Origin of the sequence: Arthrobacter sp. NPDC056493 (genome assembly GCF_042795115.1) — a bacterium.
Classification (GTDB): domain Bacteria; phylum Actinomycetota; class Actinomycetes; order Actinomycetales; family Micrococcaceae; genus Arthrobacter.
Genome location: NZ_JBHTSL010000050.1, coordinates 1 through 16,595 on the forward strand (window position 1 = coordinate 1; position 16,595 = coordinate 16,595).

A 16,595-nucleotide genomic window follows, 5' to 3' on the forward strand; every position below is an offset into this window, starting at 1 on the left:
GGGAAGGGACCTCCGCGACGACGGCGGCCGGCCGGCCGCCGTCGTACGTCAGCATTGGTGCGGGGTCTGGGACCTCCGCGTCTTAGACGGCGGCGGGCGCGAGGGTCAGCGCCTTGATGATCGCTTCGGTGACGTCCTCCGTGTTGGCTTCGCCGCCGACGTCCCGGGTCAGGTGGCCGGAGCCGGTGGCCGCTTCGATGGCGGCCTCAACGCGGCGGGCTTCCCCGTGCAGGCCGAAGTGGTCCAGCATCAGGGCGGCGCTGGCGATGGCGCCGATCGGGTTGCTGATGCCCTGGCCGGCGATATCCGGAGCGGAACCGTGGACCGGTTCGAACATGGACGGGAAGCGCCGTTCCGGGTTCAGGTTGGCGCTGGCGGCAAGGCCCAGGCTGCCGGCCAGTGCTGAGCCGAGGTCGGAGAGGATGTCGGCGTTCAGGTTGGACGCCACCACCACGGACAGGTCCTCGGGCTTGAGGATGAACTTGGCGCTCATGGCATCGACCAGGACGCTTTCGGTGGCCACGTCCGGGTAGTCCAGTGCCACGCGGTTGAAGACTTCGTCCCACAGGACCATGCCGTACTGCTGGGCGTTGGACTTGGTGACGGACGAGACCTTCTTCACGGTGCGGGTCCGGGCGAGATCGAAGGCGAAGCGCATGATGCGCTCGCAGCCCTTTTCGGTGAACAGCGCGGTCTGCAGGGCCACCTCGTTGCCGGGGCCGCGGCCGCTGAGGTTGCGGCCGCCCAGGCCGGCGTATTCGCCTTCGCTGTTCTCACGGACCACAACCCAGTCGAGTTCGGTGTTGTCTGCCTTGCGCAGCGGGGACTGGACGCCGGGCAGGAATTTCACGGGGCGAATGTTGGCCCACTGGTCGAAGTTCTGGGTGATGTTCAGGCGCAGGCCCCACAGGCTAATGTGGTCAGGGACGTTTTCCCAGCCGACGGCGCCGAAGTAGATGGCGTCGAAGTCCTTGAGGGCTTCCAGGCCCTTGGGGTCCATCATCTGGCCGGTCTTCTCGTAGTAGCCGCAGCCCCAGGGGAACTCGGTCCAGTCGAAGGCGAACTTGCCGCTGGAGTTTTCAGCCAGCGCGTCCAGGACGCGGCGGCCGGCCGAAACGACTTCCTTGCCGACGCCGTCTGCCGGGATCGAAGCGATGCTGAATGTCTGGGTGGCGCTCATTGCGTTCCTCCTCGTTGAGTGTGTTGGCAGGGTCACACTGCCTTTCCTCTTCAAGTAGAGGCCACGCGGGCTGTACGCGTCCAAGACCAAGATTCGATCCGGTAAATAGGTTCTGCCTATGAGTTGTTGGTGTCCACGTGCTCCCGGGCAACGTGGCGTTCCGCAACCTCCAGGAACGCGCAGGCAGCGGGCGTCAGGCCTTCCTTCCTGCTCAGGATGGCCACGTCCAGGTGGGAGACGGGTTCGATCTGCAGGGTCCGAAGCCCTGCCTTGTGCGCAGTGGGCGCCCACGACGATGGCATGACGGCGTGTCCGACGCCGGCCAGCACCAGGGGCAGGATGGAGGTGCGGTGCGCGACTTCGATGACGATTTCGGCTTTGACGCCGTGGGCCAGGGCGTCGTCCACGAGCCAGCGCATCAGTGATCCGCGCTGGCTGGCGATCAGCCGGTGGCCGCCCAGATCCTCCCGCTGGATGGTGCTCCCGGCGGGGAATGTGTCCGCCTGGGGGTTGACGATGAGGATCAGCGGCTGGCGTTCCAGGTCAAGGACATTGACTCCCGGGACCCTAATGGGGTTGGAGGAGCCGGCCAGGCCAATCTCGGTGCTCCCGCTGCGGACAGATTCGATGACCTCCTCCGGGGTGAAGGCGGCACTGACGTTGAGGCGGACCTCCGGATGCAGCCTGGTGAAGGCGGCGGTCATGGACGTCAGCGGCTCGATGCCGGGGGAGGGCATGGTGATGATGTCCAGGAGGCCGCTGCGCAGACCCCGGAGTGCCTGCACGGCGGACTGCGCGGCGTCCAGGTCGCGCATCACCAGCCGGGCAGGGCCCACGAGTTCCTTCCCGGCCTCGCTGAGGACTGCCCGGCGCCCGATCCGGTGGAACAGCGGCACGCCCAGTTCCTTCTCGAGGCTGGCAATGGTCTGGGACAGTGATGGCTGTGCGATCAGCAGGTGCTCGGCCGCCCGGTTGAACCCGTCGTGGTCAACCACCGCCAGGAAATACTTGAGCTTCCGGGTGTCCACGCTGGCTCCTTTCCCGGTCCGCTTTGCTGTCTGCCCCGGACCTGGCCCCTGCGATGGCCCCTGCCGTGAAGCGGCCTGCCGAGGCCCTGATAGCTTACGCCTATCAGCGCCGCGGAACATGGTCCTGGAACCTGGCACCAACACAGCCCGGTGAAACTGCTGGCATACTCTGAGCATGGCCGTCACCTTCGAAAGCACCACACGCACAACCGTCGGGATGACAGAGCTGTTTGACCTCTCCCGAAGCATCGACGCGCACAAGGACTCGATGGCCCGTTCCCGGGAGGAAGCTGTTGCAGGCATCACCTCCGGGTTGATCACCCTGGGGCAGGAGGTGACCTGGCGCGCCTGGCACTTCGGGCTGCCGATACAGATGACGAGCCGGATCACCGAGATGGACGCACCGCACTACTTCGTTGATGAACAAGTCCGGGGGCCGTTCCGCCGGTTCCGGCACGTCCATGAGTTCAGCGAGGACCCGGCCGGAACCATCATGGTGGACCGGATCGACTTCGCTGCGCCGTTCGGCCCCCTGGGACGGCTGGCGGAGAAGCTCTTCCTGGCGCGCTACCTCCGCCGGCTCATCGAGACGCGCAACCTGCACCTGACGGCAGCAGCACGGGCTGAGTGATCTTCCCGGCTGGCAGGCGCACGGCGTCTGCCCGCCGGGACGGGGTCTACTAAACGGCCACTTCCTGACCGGCGAGCGCCTGTTCTGCCGCCTTCCGGGACTTCCTCGACCGGGCGAACCGAAGGTAGAGCGACGGCACGATGAACAGGTTGAGCAGCGTGGACGTCAGGAGTCCGCCGAGGATGACGACGGCCATCGGGTATTCGATCTCATGGCCGGGCACGTCCCCCATGACGACCAGCGGCACCAGGGCGAGCCCGGTGGCGAGGGTGGTCATGAGGATTGGGGAGAGCCGTTCACCGGCGCCCCGCAGCACGAGCGAACCGCTGAACGGAACCCCCTCAGCCCTTTCCAGGTGCTGGCAGTGGCTGATGAGCAGGATGCCGTTCCGGGCCGCAATCCCCATGACCGTCAGGAACCCCACGAGCGAACCCAGCGACAGGACCCCGCCGGTGAAGTACGCGGCCAGGACTCCGCCCACGAGTGCGATGGGCAGGGTCAGGAGGGCCAGGATGGCCAGCCGCCAACTGCGGAAGGACGCCTGCAGGAGTACGAGGATCAGGACCAGCGCCGCAACAGCGAAGATGGTGAGGCGCTCCGTGGCTGCCTGCCGCTCTGTGTATTCGCCCAGGAGCTGGACGCTGTAGCCGGCGGGCAGCTTCAGGGACTCCAGCCGTTCCTGCACCTGTGAAACCACGCGGCCAAGGTCGGCCCCGCGATCGATGAAGGACCCGACCTCGACCCTGCGGGACCCGTTGGTCCGGTCGATGAGGTTCGGAGTGGGCTGGACACTGACTGAGGCGACGTCGGCAAGGCGCACCCGCTGCCCGCTGGGCGTGTCAATGGGCAGGTTCTGGACGGTAGTGACGCTGGTCCGCGTCTCCGGTGTGCTCCACACCTGGACGTCGTACGCCCGCCCGTCACGGAAGACGTCGCCCACCTCTTCGCCGGCCATCAGCGTCGCTGCGGCGCGCCGTACGTCCCCGGGCTTAAGGCCGTACTTCTCCGCCTCCGCAAGATTCACTTTGACGGTGATCTGCGGGACGTCGACTTCCAGGGAAATATGTGGCTCGTCGGTTCCATTGACATCGGTGAGGAGTTGTTTGACCCGCTGCGCCTGTTCGCGCAGCACATTCAGATCGTCGCCGTATATCCGCACAAGGATAGGTTCGCTGGCACCCGTCAGGACCTCTTCGATCCTCTCCTTCAGGTACGTCTGCACGTCGCGGTGCAGGCCCGGGTATCCGTCGACGACTTCCTGGACTGCTGCAACCGTCTGCTCATAGTTGGCATGGCGGTCAATGCTGATCCAGTGCTCACCGGCATTGACTCCGACTATTTCGTCCGCCTGGAAGGCCTGGCCAATGTGCGTTCCGCAATTGAGCACGCCGGGCACCTTGAGGAACGCGGCGCAGCCCCGTTGGGCGATGCGGTATTCCTCTGCCGCCGATGTGCCGGGTTCCGATACCCAGTGCATCAGGAAGTCGCGTTCCTTGAACGTGGGGAACAGGGACTGCCCCAGCAACGGGGCGATCGCCAGACCAACCAGCGCAAGGGCCCCGAAGCCGGCGTAGCCATAGCGCGGCCGGTTCATGATGCGGGACAGGACCGCGTGGTACCCGCGTTTAAGCACCCGGACCAGCGGCGGGTCCAGTTGCTCCAGCTTCGCCCGGGCCAACAGGATCAGGGCAAGGGCAGGCGTCACCGTCAGCGCCACGAGCATTGAGGCCAGCACCGCGAGCGTGTACGCCACAGCAAGCGGCCTGAAGAACACTCCCGTGAGCCCGTTGACGAAAAAGACGGGAAGGGCGGCCACCACGATGATGATCGTGGCGTAGACAATGGGGCTTCGCATTTCCAGCGAGGCCTTCAGGACGACGGACGCCGTCGATTCACCGCCGCCGCGGCTGCGGTGCTGCCGCAACCGGCGCATGATGTTTTCGACGTCGATGATCGCGTCGTCAACGACGACCCCCACCGCGATGACCAGCCCGGCCAGAATCATGGTGTTGACCGAACTGCCGGTGAGGTACAGCACCATGATGGCGGTGAGGAGGGAAAGCGGAATGGCGATCAGGCTGATGAGTGCTGTCCGCCACTGGAAGAGGAACGCGCTCAGGATCATGACCACCAGCAGGCAACCCAGCAGGAGGGCAAGGCTGAGGTTGGAAATGGCCTCCTCGATGAAGCTCGCCGGCCGGAAGATGGTGGTGTCGAAGGTGACGCCGCTCAGGCCCGGCTGGAGTTGGTGCAGGGCTTCCTCGACGCCCCGGGTCACCTCGAGCGTATTGCCCCACGGGAGCTTCTCGACAATGAGCATCAGTCCGTGGCCGTTGTTGATGACGGCGTCGCCGATCAGCGGCTGATGGTCCTCGACCACGCGCGCGACGTCGCCCAGGTGGAGGGCGGTGCCGTGGTCTTCACGGATTGTCACCTTGGCCAGATCTGCGGGGCTGGTGATCGGTTGGACGTGCCGGACGCTCATCCGCTGGTTCGGGCTGTCGATAAAGCCGCCCGTGCCAATGAATTTCCCGGGGGAGTACTGGAGCAGGCCGGCGTCAACAGCCCCGGCCGTCACCTCCATCACCTGGTTCAGCGAGACATTCTTGGCCTTGAGCTTCTCAGGCTGAACCTGGACCTGCAGCATCTGGAGCCTCTCGCCCCAGATCGCGACGTTGGCCACGCCTGGAACCCGGAGCAACCGGGCCCGAATAGTCCAGTAGGACAGCATGGACATCTCGATCATGGACCGATTCGCGGATGTCATGCCGATCTTCATGACGCGGCTGGTGGAGGACAGCGGCTGCAGCATTACCGGGGGCGCAGCCCAGGTGGGCAATGCCGCAGTCACGGCGGCCATCCGCTCCGATACCTGCTGACGCGCGTTGAGCAGGTCCGTGCCCTGTTTGAAGATCAGGATGATCGAGGACAGCTGGGGCACTGATTTTGACCTCAGCTCGTCCAGTCCGGGCATTCCGGACAGGGACGCCTCGATTGGCACGGAGACGAGTTCCTCCACTTCCTGGGCCGTTAAACCCAGGCACGCAGTCTGGATCTCGACCTGCGGGGGCGCGAATTCCGGAAAGACATCCAGGGATGCCTTGCTGAGCTGGACCGATCCCAGCAACATGACCACGCAGGCGAGGGCGACGACAATCGTCCTGAACCTGAGGCTGATTCCGACAATCCAGCGCATGTCAGCTCGCTACGTCCAGTTCAGCGCCGAAGAGCTCTTCGGCCCCTGTGGTGACCACGGTCGTGCCCGGCTTCGGACCGTTGGTCAGCGTAGCCGTGGTGTCGTCGATCCGCTCCACCGTGATGGGCTGGCGGACGTAGACGCGCGGGGCGGCAATAGTATAGACCCACGTCTTTCCTTCGCTGTCGTAGAGGATCGCCAGGTAGGGAACCACGAGTTTCCCGCTCTTGGGATCCCGGGACGTCGTCGAGGTCTGGAGGCCGATGTTCGCGGCGGCGTGTTCGTTCAGCGTGATGCGCTTCAGGTCGCTCCCTGGAACCTCTTCAAGGCTGGCTGCGACGTCGCCTGCTGCCACCGGCTCGGCTGCGAGCTGGCTGCAGGCTGGCAATGCCTGTGTCAGAAGACCCAGGACGGTAAGAACCATCAGGCCGCGCATCCGCGGCGAGGTCGTTGTCATGATGCATCCCGGCTTTCAGGCGCCCATCGGGGCTTCAGTAGCTTCGGCTTGTGTCGTTGCTGTTTGTGATCCTGCCTGGCCGCGTTCGAAGCGGATCAGGATTGCCGGGAGCACGAACAGGACGAAGAGGGTGGTTGTCAGCAGACCGCCCCAGACAATGACGGCGACCGGCTGAATGATCTCCGTGCCCGTCACTCCGCCGAGCAGAACCAGCGGAAGGAGGGCGATGGCGGTGATCACGGTGGACCCGAGGGCCGGCTTCAGCCTGTCGCGTGCGGCCCGGATCACGAGGGCGGGCCCCCCGGCTTCGCTTTCCCCGGCGCGCAGGTTCCTGACCTCGGCGGCGAGCAGCAGGCAGTTCCGGACCGCGATGCCCAAGACTGCCGAGAAGGCGACAAACGCCGCCAGATAATTAGCTCCTCCGTCTGCCAGGGCGGTGAGGACGCCGCCCGACAAAGAGGCGAGCAACCCGAGGAACACAGCGGCTGCGATCCGCCAACCGCCCAGTGCTGTTTGCAGGAGCACCAGGATGCCGAAGGCAGCTACCCCGGTCAGCAGCCACAGCCACTGGATGCTCGATTGCTGCTGCGCGTACTGGGTGAGGACCTCAGCGTGGTAAGCCACCGGGAACTGGATCTGCTGCAGGCCCTTTTCGATGTCCTGCTGCACCTCAGCCAATCCACGTCCCTGAATGTCAGCTTTCACATCCACGCGCCGCGAGGTGTCGTCGTGCAGAATGACGGCGTCGTTGGGAACGATGCTGACGTCGGCCACGTCGCCGAGGCGCACATGGCCGCCTTTGGGAGTGTCGATCAGGAGTTCACGGACACTGGTGAGGCTGTTCCTGGTGGACGGCTGTCCCTTGACGACCACGGAGAAGACCTTCTGCTGTTCGTAGACGTTGCCCACTTCGATGCCCTGCAGCAAAGCGGCCGCAGCACGACGGACTTCGCCCGGGATGACTCCGGCTTTCTGGGCTCTCTCCAGGTCAACCTTGACTTGGACGGTGGGCTGTTCGACGGGGGCATCCACACGGGGATTCACGATCCCGGCCGTGTGGGCCAGGACCTGACGCACTTCCTCGGCCTTCGCGCGGAGCGTGGCCGTGTCAATGCCGTAGACCCGCACGCCAAAGCCGGCATCGGCAGCAGCCCGGATCTGGTCGATCTTCTGCTGCGGGTAGGTCGAAACTGTTGCACGCAGCCCCGGGTATCCGGCCACGACTCTCTGCACATCATCCACGGTGCTGGCGTATGAGGTGTCCTTGGACACGCTCACCCACAGCTCGCCGGAACTTACGTCTCCCACCCGGTCGGAGGTAACCGCACGGCCAACCTCGGAGGCGACACTGGAAACGCCGGACACCGCGCGCAGTTCATCGGCAGCCGCATTGGTGATCCTGACCATTTCCTGGTCGGACGTGCCGGGTGCGGCGCTCCACTGGACCACCAGCGTGTCGTCCGCCAGAACGGGCACCACAGGGCTGCCAGGCACAAGCTGCGGAGCCAGCGCCAGTGCTGCGAGTGCCATGACTGCCGTCGCGGCGAAGACGGCTACCGGCCTGCCCCGGTTGCCGGAAAGGGCCCGGCCGTACCGGATCCGGAGGCGTTGCATTGCCTGGCCCTCACGCCCGCGGGACGTGGAAGCCGGAGGCAGGAAGTACACCAGGGCCGCGGTCGCTGTCAGCGCCACGACCATGGCAACCGCCAGCGCGAGCAGGTAGCTGAGCACCAGGGGTCCGAACATTGCACCGTTTTCGCCGGGCACAAAGAGCAAGGGGAGCACGCTCAGCGCCATGATCAGCAGGGAGTAGAAGAGGGACGTGCGGACTGGCCGCAGTGCCCCGGCAACAAGGGCGCTCCTGGCATCCCCTGCGCCTGTCTCCCGCGCAGTACGGTATGCCCGGACGGTGCAGTTCAGGTCTTCCATGACGTCGCCGATGATGACGGCGAGGGCAAGGACCATGCCGGTGAAGACCATGGTGTTCAGTCCGGCACCGAGCACCGAGAGCAACACGGCTGCCGCAATGAGCGACAGCGAAATGCTGATCAGGCTGATGAGGGCACTCCGCCAGGACCGGAAAACCACTCCGATCGCCGCTGCGACCAGCAGCAGCGTGACGAGCAAGGCCACGGCCAGGGTTCCCGTTTCCTGCTCTACAAACGACTCCTGCCGGTACACGGTGGTGTCAACAGCTACGCCGGGCAACCCTGCCTGAAGCTCGCGTATGGTTTCGTCGAGCCCACGCGTAACATCCGCGGTGTTTGTTTCCGGGAACTTCTCAATCACGACCAACAGCTCGGCGTCCTGGCCGGGCTGTGCGTCTCCGATCAACGGCTGATGATCCGTCTGGACCTGGGCGACATCCCCCAGGAGCAGTTTGCTGGACGTGCCCTGGAGGCTGACTTTGCCCAGGTCCTCGGGGGTGGTGATGGGAAGAACGTGCTGGACTCCAAGCCGCTGATGTCCCGTCTCCAGGAAGCCGCCCGTGCCCGGCGTTGAGGCCTCAAGGTAGCTCAGCGGCGACACCCAGACGGAGTTGCCGGTGGTCCTGATGACCTGGTCCAGCGTCACGCCCTTGGCTTCCAGCTGCTTGGGGTCCACGAGCACCTGCAGCTGCTGGTCGCGCTGGCCCCAGATGGAAATGTTCGCCACACCGGGAACCGCCAAAAGTGCTGGCTTCATGGTCCACCGCGCCAGCACGGACATGTCGATGGGGGACATGTCCTTCGACGTGAGCCTGACCATCATCACCCGGCTCGTGGAGGACAGCGGCTGCATGAGCACGGGCGCTGCGGACACGTTGGGCAGCGCCCTCGCCTGGGTCAGGCGCTCGGCGACGAGCTGGCGTGCCCGGAACATGTCCGTCCCCGGCTGGAAGACCAGCTGGATCGAGGACAGGCCGGGAAGCGACTTGGAACGGATCGCCTCCACCCACGCCACGCCGTTCAGCAGGTCTGCCTCCATGGGGGACGTGACGAGCTGTTCGACTTCGGCAGCGGAGAGCCCCAGGGCCTCGGTCTGTATTTCGACCTGCGGCGGCGCGAACTCGGGGAAGGCGTCAACCGGCATGCTGGGCAGTGCGGTGAAGCCGTACCCGAGGATGCCGGCAGCCACTACCAGGACAAGGATCCTGAACTGCAGAACCCAGCCCAAAACCGCGCGCATCATGGCCTGTTCACCGCCAAAGCCATCCCCGCTGATTTCACGGGCAACGGGAAGCTGAGGGTCAAACCCAGGCTGGCAGCGGGGCCAGGCCGACGGCGGTGTCGGTGTTTGCCGGGCAGTCCGGCGGTTTTTTGCCTTTCAGGAAGCCTTTGTTGGGGGTTCACGATCAGATCTACTCTGAGGTGACCGGGGACGGAAGTCTTTACTGCAGAATAAATGTTCACGGCGCGGCTCCATTGCTACTGCCTTCGCGCCCCCCAAACGTCTAGCAGAATGATGGTCCTCGCGAGGGGCCACGTCAATGGCATCGGAGCCGTTTTTCCGGCAGGCTCAGTGGCCGGCAATGAGCTCTGCGACCCGGACCAGCTCTTCCTGGAGATTGTAGAAATGGGTCGCCAGCCGGATCCTTCCGGCCCGGATGGACACAATCACGTTCGCATGGCGCAGGCGGGCCATGACGGCGTCCGGATCGTTCACCGGAACGGAGATGATGGTGGATCGGTGCGCTTCGGGGAAGGACCGGAAGCTGACGCCCTCCGCCTCCAGCGCGTTCCGCAGGTCAAGGGCAAGTTGTACGTTGCGTTCGAGGACAGCGCCAATCCCGAACTGGTGCAGGACAGCAAGCGCCGCCTGATCGGCCAGCGCCGGAAACCACGCCAGGGACGCGTCCAGCTTCGACGCCGTCGGCGACAGGTCCATGTCCGGGCCAAGGAAGCTTTCGAGCGGCAGCCGGGCAGCCTTCCAGCCCGGCACGATGGGGTGAAGGCGGTCAATCAGCCCGGGGCGGACGTACAGGTAGCCCATGCCCCGCGACCCGAGCAGAAACTTGTGGCTGGCAGTGGCCAGGAAGTCCACGCCGTCGCGCACCACGTCCAGGGGCACGGCACCAGCCGCCTGGCACGCATCAACGAAAAACCACGCGCCAGAGCGGGCTGCAGTGCGGCCGATTGAGGCCAGATCCGCCCGGAATCCGGTGACAGGATGCACGGCGCTGACGGCGATGAGGCGGGTTCCGCCGTCGGCCGCCTGGCTGAGGGCCCCGGCCGTCACCACATCCCCCTCCGCGGCGACGGCACGCACATCGTAGCCTCGTTCCCGGAGCAGGAGCCAGGCATAGTAGTTCGACGCGAATTCATTCTCGGCCACAACGATGTTCTCGCCGCTTCGGGCGGGTGGCAGATTTGCCGCCACAATCCCGGCGGCAGTGCTGACGGCGGGGACGATGGCGATGTCTGCCGCTGTGGCCCCGATGATCGCCGCGAACATGCCGCGGGCGTCCTCGCCGGCCTGCTCTGCTTCCATCCAGTCGAACCGCCCGGTGGACCAGCGCTCGAGGGCGAGTTCGTAGGCCTCCCTGGCGGGCGTGCAGCCGACGCACATGGTGGCAGTGTTGAGGTAGATGGTGTCTTTGAGCCCGGGGAAAAGCCCGCGGATGTCACTGACGTTCAATGCGTGGATCACCGTGCCACCTCGATTCAGCTACGCCACCGGCGACGCACCGCCGGGTTCCACGAAACGCTGGGTCCGTTCGATCTCGGCAACCTTGGGATCGGTTTCATCAGCGCCATAGTCCGACCGGCGCGTCTTGTCTTCTCCCTGGGGCACCTTCAGCGCGCGGAGCACCAGGGTAAGTACGACGGCGACAAGCAGGTTGAGCACGAACGCTGACACGGCGATGTACACGGTGAAGCCGGTCCCGGGGACCGGAGCAATGGAGCCGCCGAAGTGTGCGTGCGTGACGGGATTGATGACGTTGTACGCCGAGGCGGTGCCGAAGGCTATGCCCACAACCCACCCAGCCAGCAGCGCCCATCGGTCAAACCAACGCGTGTAGAGGCCCCCGACGACGGCGGGGAACGTTTGCAGAATCCAAATGCCGCCGAGCAGCTGCATGTTGATGGCCGCGGACTGGTCCATGGCGATGACGAAAACAAGCGCACCGACCTTCACCACAAGCGAGACAATCTTGGATACCTTCGCCTCAGTTTTGGGGTCGACCTCAGGCCGGAGGAAGTCCCGGTAGATGTTTCGGGTGAACATGTTCGCCGCGGCAATGGACATGATCGCGGCGGGTACCAGCGCCCCGATGGCGATAGCTGCCAGGGCCACCCCCGCGAACCACGCGGGGAAGTGGTCCAGGAACAGCTGCGGCACCACGAGCTGGGGATTAACCGACCCGTTCAGGTCGATCGGCCTGGTGCCGGCCTTGATGGCCACAAAACCCAGCAGCGCGAGGAAGCCGAGCATGAGGGAGTACAGCGGCAGAATAGCGGCGTTGCGCCGGATCGTGTTGCGGCCCTTGGACGCGAGTACGCCGGTGATGGAGTGCGGGTACATGAACAGCGCCATGGCCGACCCGAGCGCCAGTGTCCAGTACGCCGAGTAGTTCGCGCCGGACGGGATGAACACCCCGTTGGGTTTCCCCGTTGCTTCGTTCACGGTGTCCAGCTTCGTCTTCGCCGCCCCGAAGATCGCGTCCCACCCGCCAAACTTGATCGGCAGGTAGATGACAGCGACGATCACCGCCAGATAGATGAGCAGGTCCTTGACGACGGCGATCATCGCCGGCGCCCGCAGCCCCGACGTGTAGGTGTATGCGGCCAGCACGATGAACGCCAGAATGAGCGGCAGGTCCGTCAGCAGCACGTTCTCGGAGCTGCCCAGGCCGAGCACAGTGAGGACGGCCTTGATGCCCACGAGCTGGAGGGCGATGTAAGGCATGGTTGCCACAATGCCGGTGACCGCGACGGCGAGGGACAGCCAGCGGCTCCCGTATCGGCCGCCCACGAAGTCCGCGGACGTGACGTAGCCGTGCCGGTGGGACACCGACCAGAGCCGGCTCATGATGATGAAGATGATCGGGTAGAGGACGATCGTGTAGGGGACCGCGAAGAAACCGCTGACGGCGCCCGTGGCCCACATCGCGGCAGGAACCGCAACAAACGTGTACGCGGTGTAGAGGTCGCCGCCCAGCAGGAACCACGTGATCCATGTCCCGAAGCCGCGTCCGCCCAGACCCCATTCGTCGAGGCTGTGCAGTCCCTCAGTCTCTGCCGTCCGGCGCCACCGGGCGGCCAGGAAGCCCATGACGGCGACAACCACAAAAAGCAGCACCACGATGATGAGGGCGACCCAGTTGATCTCTCGCCCGTTCATGGCCGCTCATCCCCGTCCATTTCGTCGCCGTCGAGGTCGGTAACGCCCGCGCGGGCCGCTGCCCGCCGTCGTCGGTCCTCCGTGTTCACGAGCCAGTACGCCACACCGCTCAAGGCAGCGGAAATGGGAACCCAGAGCAGCTGGTACCAGTAAAAGAACGGCAGGCCCCCCAGTGCCGGCGCATTGAAGGAGTAGGTCTGCGGCATGAGCGGGAACAGGATCGCCGCCGAAAGCAATATGCCGGCGATAACGTACCGCCCGCGCCGCGCGGGGCCGCGGGTTGCAGTGTTGCGGGTTGGCAGTCCGGCGCCCGGGGGAGCTCCTTGGACGCGGCGCTGCTTCGGGTCAGGACGATCTTGATGGGACACCCGACGACCTCCTTGTCAGCCCGTCTCCCGGACTCCGGTTCCCCGGGGCGCGGTGAGGCGGAGGTTACAAATGTTGCCCTCCAGTTCCTTTGTACGCCGGTCAGCGGCGCTCGGGAAGAGCGCCGACGGTGCCGTAACAGTCAGTAACGCGGCTGTCTTTCTTGGTCATCATCAACGCGTTCCCCGGCCTGAGCTCCTTGCGCCTGCACAGGCGCCCTGCCGCAATCCGCGTCGCCGGACCCAAGTGCGGGGTTACCCTGGGGGCTACGTTTACGGGGTTTGCAGAGAAACGAAAAAACCCCGGGAATCCATTGGATTCCCGGGGTTTTCCGTTTGTGCGCGGAGGGGGACTTGAACCCCCACCCCCTTTCGAGGACTAGCACCTCAAGCTAGCGCGTCTGCCATTCCGCCACCCGCGCAGGTGGATTCCGGAGGACTCTCTCCGCCTTTCAGCGGTTCGCTTCTCTCCGAAGCAGCGAGAAAAACTCTAACACGAACTTTCCGGAAAGATGGAATCGAGTCGACTGGGTAGGCTGATCCCGGGTGTTCCGGCAGCCAAAAGCCGCCCAAAGCCGCATGTTTCCGCCTTTCCCCGCTACAAGGAGTGATCAATGACACACGTTCGGCCAGAGGATGAAGTCGTCACCATCTGCCAGGAGCTCATCCGCATCGACTCATCCAATTACGGGGACGGCTCCGGGCCCGGCGAACGCGCAGCGGCCGAATACACCGCGGGCCTGATCACCGAGGTGGGGATGGACGTGGAAATCTTCGAATCCGAGCCAGGCCGCGCCAGCGTGGTGACCCGCATGGCCGGGGAGGACCCCTCCGCAAGCGCCCTGGTGGTCCACGGCCACCTGGACGTGGTGCCCGCCCTCCGTGAGCAGTGGTCTGTGGACCCGTTCAGCGGTGAGCTCAAGGATGGATTGATCTGGGGGCGCGGCGCGGTGGACATGAAGGACATGGATGCGATGATCCTGTCCGTGCTGCGCAACTTCGCCCGCACCGGGCGCAAGCCGAAGCGGGACATAGTCTTCGCATTCTTCGCCGACGAGGAGGCCGGTGGCGTACACGGCGCCCAGTACGCGGTGAAGCACCGGCCTGAGCTGTTCGAGCGTGCAACCGAGGCCATCTCGGAAGTGGGCGGCTTCTCGACCACCATTGGCGGCCAGCGCGCCTACCTGCTGCAGACGGCGGAAAAGGGCATCTCCTGGCTGCGGCTCGTGGCGCATGGCCGCGCCGGCCACGGCTCTCAGATCAACACCGACAATGCCATCACCCGGCTCGCCGGCGCCGTGACCCGCATCGGCGAGTACCAGTGGCCCATCGAGCTGACCGCCACCACGCGCCAGTTCCTGGACGGCGTGACGGAACTGACCGGCGTCGAATTCGATCCCGACAACCCGGAGCTGCTGCTGAAGGAGCTGGGCACGGTGGCCCGCTTCGTAGGGGCGACGCTGCAGAACACGTCCAACCCGACGCTCCTGGGCGGCGGCTACAAGCACAACGTCATCCCCGAGTCCGCCGAGGCACTGGTGGACTGCCGTACCCTCCCGGGCCAGCAGGACCAGGTTCTGGAGATCGTCCGGGAGCTGGCTGGCAGCGGCGTTGACGTCAGCTACGTGCACAACGACGTCTCCCTCGAGGTGCCGTTCGCCGGCAACCTGGTCGACTCGATGATTGATGCCCTCCACTCTGAAGACCCGGGCGCGAAGGTTCTCCCGTACACCCTGTCCGGCGGCACCGACAACAAGTCGCTCTCCAAGCTCGGCATTACCGGCTACGGCTTCGCGCCCCTGCAGCTGCCGGACGACCTGGACTTCACCGGCATGTTCCACGGTGTTGACGAGCGGGTCCCGGCGGATTCGCTGAAGTTCGGCGCCCGCGTCCTGAACACGCTGCTCACCAACTACTGAGGATTGCGGTGGAACCGGAACAGCTGCTGCCTGACAGCCTGCTCGAACGGATCCGGGGACGGGCTGCGGAGTACGACAAACAGAACCGCTTTTTCACCGAGGATCTTGAGGAACTCGCCGCCGCCGGGTACCTCAAGCTCTTCGTGCCGGAGTCCGACGGCGGGGCGGGCCTTGGCCTGGAGGCTGCGGTCCGTTGCCAGCGGCGGCTGGCGACTGCGGCCCCCGCCACCGCGCTGGCCGTCAACATGCACCTCGTCTGGACAGGGGTGGCGCGGGTCCTCGCCGAGCGCGGCGACTCCTCCCTGGACTTCGTGCTGCAGGAGGCAGCGGCTGGGGAGCTCTTCGCCTTCGGCAATTCAGAGGCCGGCAACGACTCCGTTCTTTTCGATTCGCTGACCGAGGCCAGGCCGCTGACGGACGGCGGGTACTCATTCACGGGCACCAAGATCTTCACGAGCCTCTCGCCGGCCTGGACGCGCCTGGGCATCTTCGGCAAGGACCCTGCCGCACGGGACGGCGAAGGTGAGCTGGTACACGGGTTCATCGGCCGGGACACAGCCGGCTACCGGATCCTGGAGGACTGGAACACGCTGGGCATGCGCGCCAGCCAGTCCAACACCACCATCCTGGACGGTGCAGTTGTCCCGCCGGGCCGCATCTTCCGGAAGCTGCCGGTGGGTCCCAACGCGGATCCGCTGATCTTCGCGATCTTCGCGTGCTTCGAGACCCTGCTCGCGGGTGTCTATGCGGGCATCGGGGAGCGGGCCCTGGTGCTGTCAGTGGAAGCTGCCAGGCGCAGGACATCATTCAAGAACGGCGGCCGGAGCCTGGCCCAGGATCCCGATATCCGCTGGAAGGTGGCCGAGGCCGCCCTGGCCATGGACGCCCTGTACCCCCAGCTTTCGGTGGTGGCCGGGGACGTGGACCGGCTGGCGGACCACGGCAGCCAGTGGTTTCCCAAGCTCGTTGGCGTCAAGGTCCGGGCCACGGAAACTGCGCGGACAGTGGTGGACCTTGCCATCCGGGTCTCCGGCGGCTCCAGCTACTTCCGGGGTTCGGAACTGGAGCGGCTGTACCGTGATGTCCTGGCCGGCATGTTCCACCCGTCCGACGACGAATCGGCGCACAACACCGTGGCCAACGCCTGGCTGGGCCCGCTCGAAGACTAGCCGCGCAGCAGCACAAAGCGGGCGCACACCATCGCGGTGCGCGCCCCGAGGGCCGGAGCGGCCTAGACGGTTCGCTGCACCTGCGTGACCCGGCGGCGAAGCCAGAAACGCCTGCCGCCGCCCACGTACAGCCTGCTGCGCTCGAGTTCCCACTTGCCGTACTCGGAGTGTTCCACGAGCCGGCGCCGGGCTTCGGGCAGGGAATCCTCAGGACCGACGGTCAATACGAGGTACTCGTATTGACGGGCATAGTCCCGTTCCCGCAGGACCGAGCTGGTCAGAAAATGTTCCTTCATTGCTCTCCATTTTCGTCCTTTTCCCGCTAA

At 65.4% G+C, this 16,595-nt stretch carries 12 protein-coding genes and 1 tRNA gene; 3 read left to right on the plus strand and 10 right to left on the minus strand.

All coding sequences use genetic code 11. The features are described from left to right. Nucleotides 1–82: 82 nt before the first annotated feature. Both ACFQ50_RS17970 and ACFQ50_RS17975 read right to left on the minus strand, forming a co-directional pair. Nucleotides 83–1,180, minus strand: a complete 1,098-nt coding sequence (locus tag ACFQ50_RS17970) for a tartrate dehydrogenase (protein WP_377997005.1) — start codon at nt 1,178–1,180, stop codon at nt 83–85. A gap of 116 nt (nt 1,181–1,296) precedes the next feature. After that, nucleotides 1,297–2,208 (minus strand): LysR family transcriptional regulator, encoded by a 912-nt coding sequence (locus ACFQ50_RS17975; protein ID WP_377997006.1) that lies wholly within the window; start codon nt 2,206–2,208, stop codon nt 1,297–1,299. A gap of 175 nt (nt 2,209–2,383) precedes the next feature. On the opposite strand from ACFQ50_RS17975, the gene ACFQ50_RS17980 reads away from it, so the two are divergent. Then, nucleotides 2,384–2,839 carry an SRPBCC family protein gene (locus tag ACFQ50_RS17980; protein WP_377997007.1) on the plus strand — a complete coding sequence of 152 codons (456 nt, stop codon included), beginning with the start codon at nt 2,384–2,386 and terminating at the stop codon, nt 2,837–2,839. Between the two features lie 49 nt (nt 2,840–2,888). On the opposite strand, the gene ACFQ50_RS17985 is transcribed toward ACFQ50_RS17980, so the two are convergent. The 7 genes from ACFQ50_RS17985 to ACFQ50_RS18015 all read right to left on the minus strand — a co-directional run bounded on the left by ACFQ50_RS17985 (nt 2,889) and on the right by ACFQ50_RS18015 (nt 13,603). Further along, complete coding sequence (locus ACFQ50_RS17985) at nt 2,889–6,035, minus strand: efflux RND transporter permease subunit (RefSeq protein ID WP_377997008.1); 3,147 nt, start codon at nt 6,033–6,035, stop codon at nt 2,889–2,891. A gap of 1 nt (nt 6,036) precedes the next feature. Further along, complete coding sequence (locus ACFQ50_RS17990; RefSeq protein ID WP_377997009.1) at nt 6,037–6,492, minus strand: hypothetical protein; 456 nt, start codon at nt 6,490–6,492, stop codon at nt 6,037–6,039. Nucleotides 6,493–6,507: 15 nt separating this feature from the next. Continuing rightward, nucleotides 6,508–9,663, minus strand: coding sequence for an efflux RND transporter permease subunit (locus tag ACFQ50_RS17995; RefSeq protein ID WP_377997010.1), 3,156 nt, complete (start codon nt 9,661–9,663; stop codon nt 6,508–6,510). A 327-nt stretch (nt 9,664–9,990) separates the two neighbouring features. Continuing rightward, nucleotides 9,991–11,121, minus strand: coding sequence for an aminotransferase class V-fold PLP-dependent enzyme (locus ACFQ50_RS18000; RefSeq protein WP_377997011.1), 1,131 nt, complete (start codon nt 11,119–11,121; stop codon nt 9,991–9,993). 18 nt (nt 11,122–11,139) lie between these two features. After that, entirely contained in the window at nt 11,140–12,816 is a 1,677-nt protein-coding gene (mctP, locus tag ACFQ50_RS18005) for a monocarboxylate uptake permease MctP (protein ID WP_377997012.1), read from the minus strand. Further along, on the minus strand, nt 12,813–13,184 hold the full coding sequence (locus ACFQ50_RS18010; protein WP_377997013.1) for a DUF3311 domain-containing protein: 372 nt from the start codon (nt 13,182–13,184) through the stop codon (nt 12,813–12,815). The genes mctP and ACFQ50_RS18010 overlap by 4 nt, the downstream gene beginning before the upstream one ends. Nucleotides 13,185–13,520: 336 nt before the next feature. Further along, nucleotides 13,521–13,603 (minus strand) — tRNA-Leu (locus ACFQ50_RS18015). 192 nt (nt 13,604–13,795) lie between these two features. Here ACFQ50_RS18015 and ACFQ50_RS18020 point away from each other — a divergent pair. Together ACFQ50_RS18020 and ACFQ50_RS18025 are read left to right on the plus strand one after the other, a co-directional pair. Next, nucleotides 13,796–15,100, plus strand: coding sequence for a M20/M25/M40 family metallo-hydrolase (locus tag ACFQ50_RS18020; RefSeq protein ID WP_377997014.1), 1,305 nt, complete (start codon nt 13,796–13,798; stop codon nt 15,098–15,100). A gap of 8 nt (nt 15,101–15,108) precedes the next feature. Continuing rightward, entirely contained in the window at nt 15,109–16,269 is a 1,161-nt protein-coding gene (locus tag ACFQ50_RS18025) for an acyl-CoA dehydrogenase family protein (protein WP_377997015.1), read from the plus strand. 62 nt (nt 16,270–16,331) lie between these two features. On the opposite strand, the gene ACFQ50_RS18030 is transcribed toward ACFQ50_RS18025, so the two are convergent. Beyond that, a complete protein-coding gene (locus tag ACFQ50_RS18030) occupies nt 16,332–16,565 on the minus strand; it encodes a DUF5703 family protein (RefSeq protein ID WP_102973612.1) in 234 nt (77 codons plus the stop codon). Between the last annotated feature and the right edge of the window lie 30 nt (nt 16,566–16,595).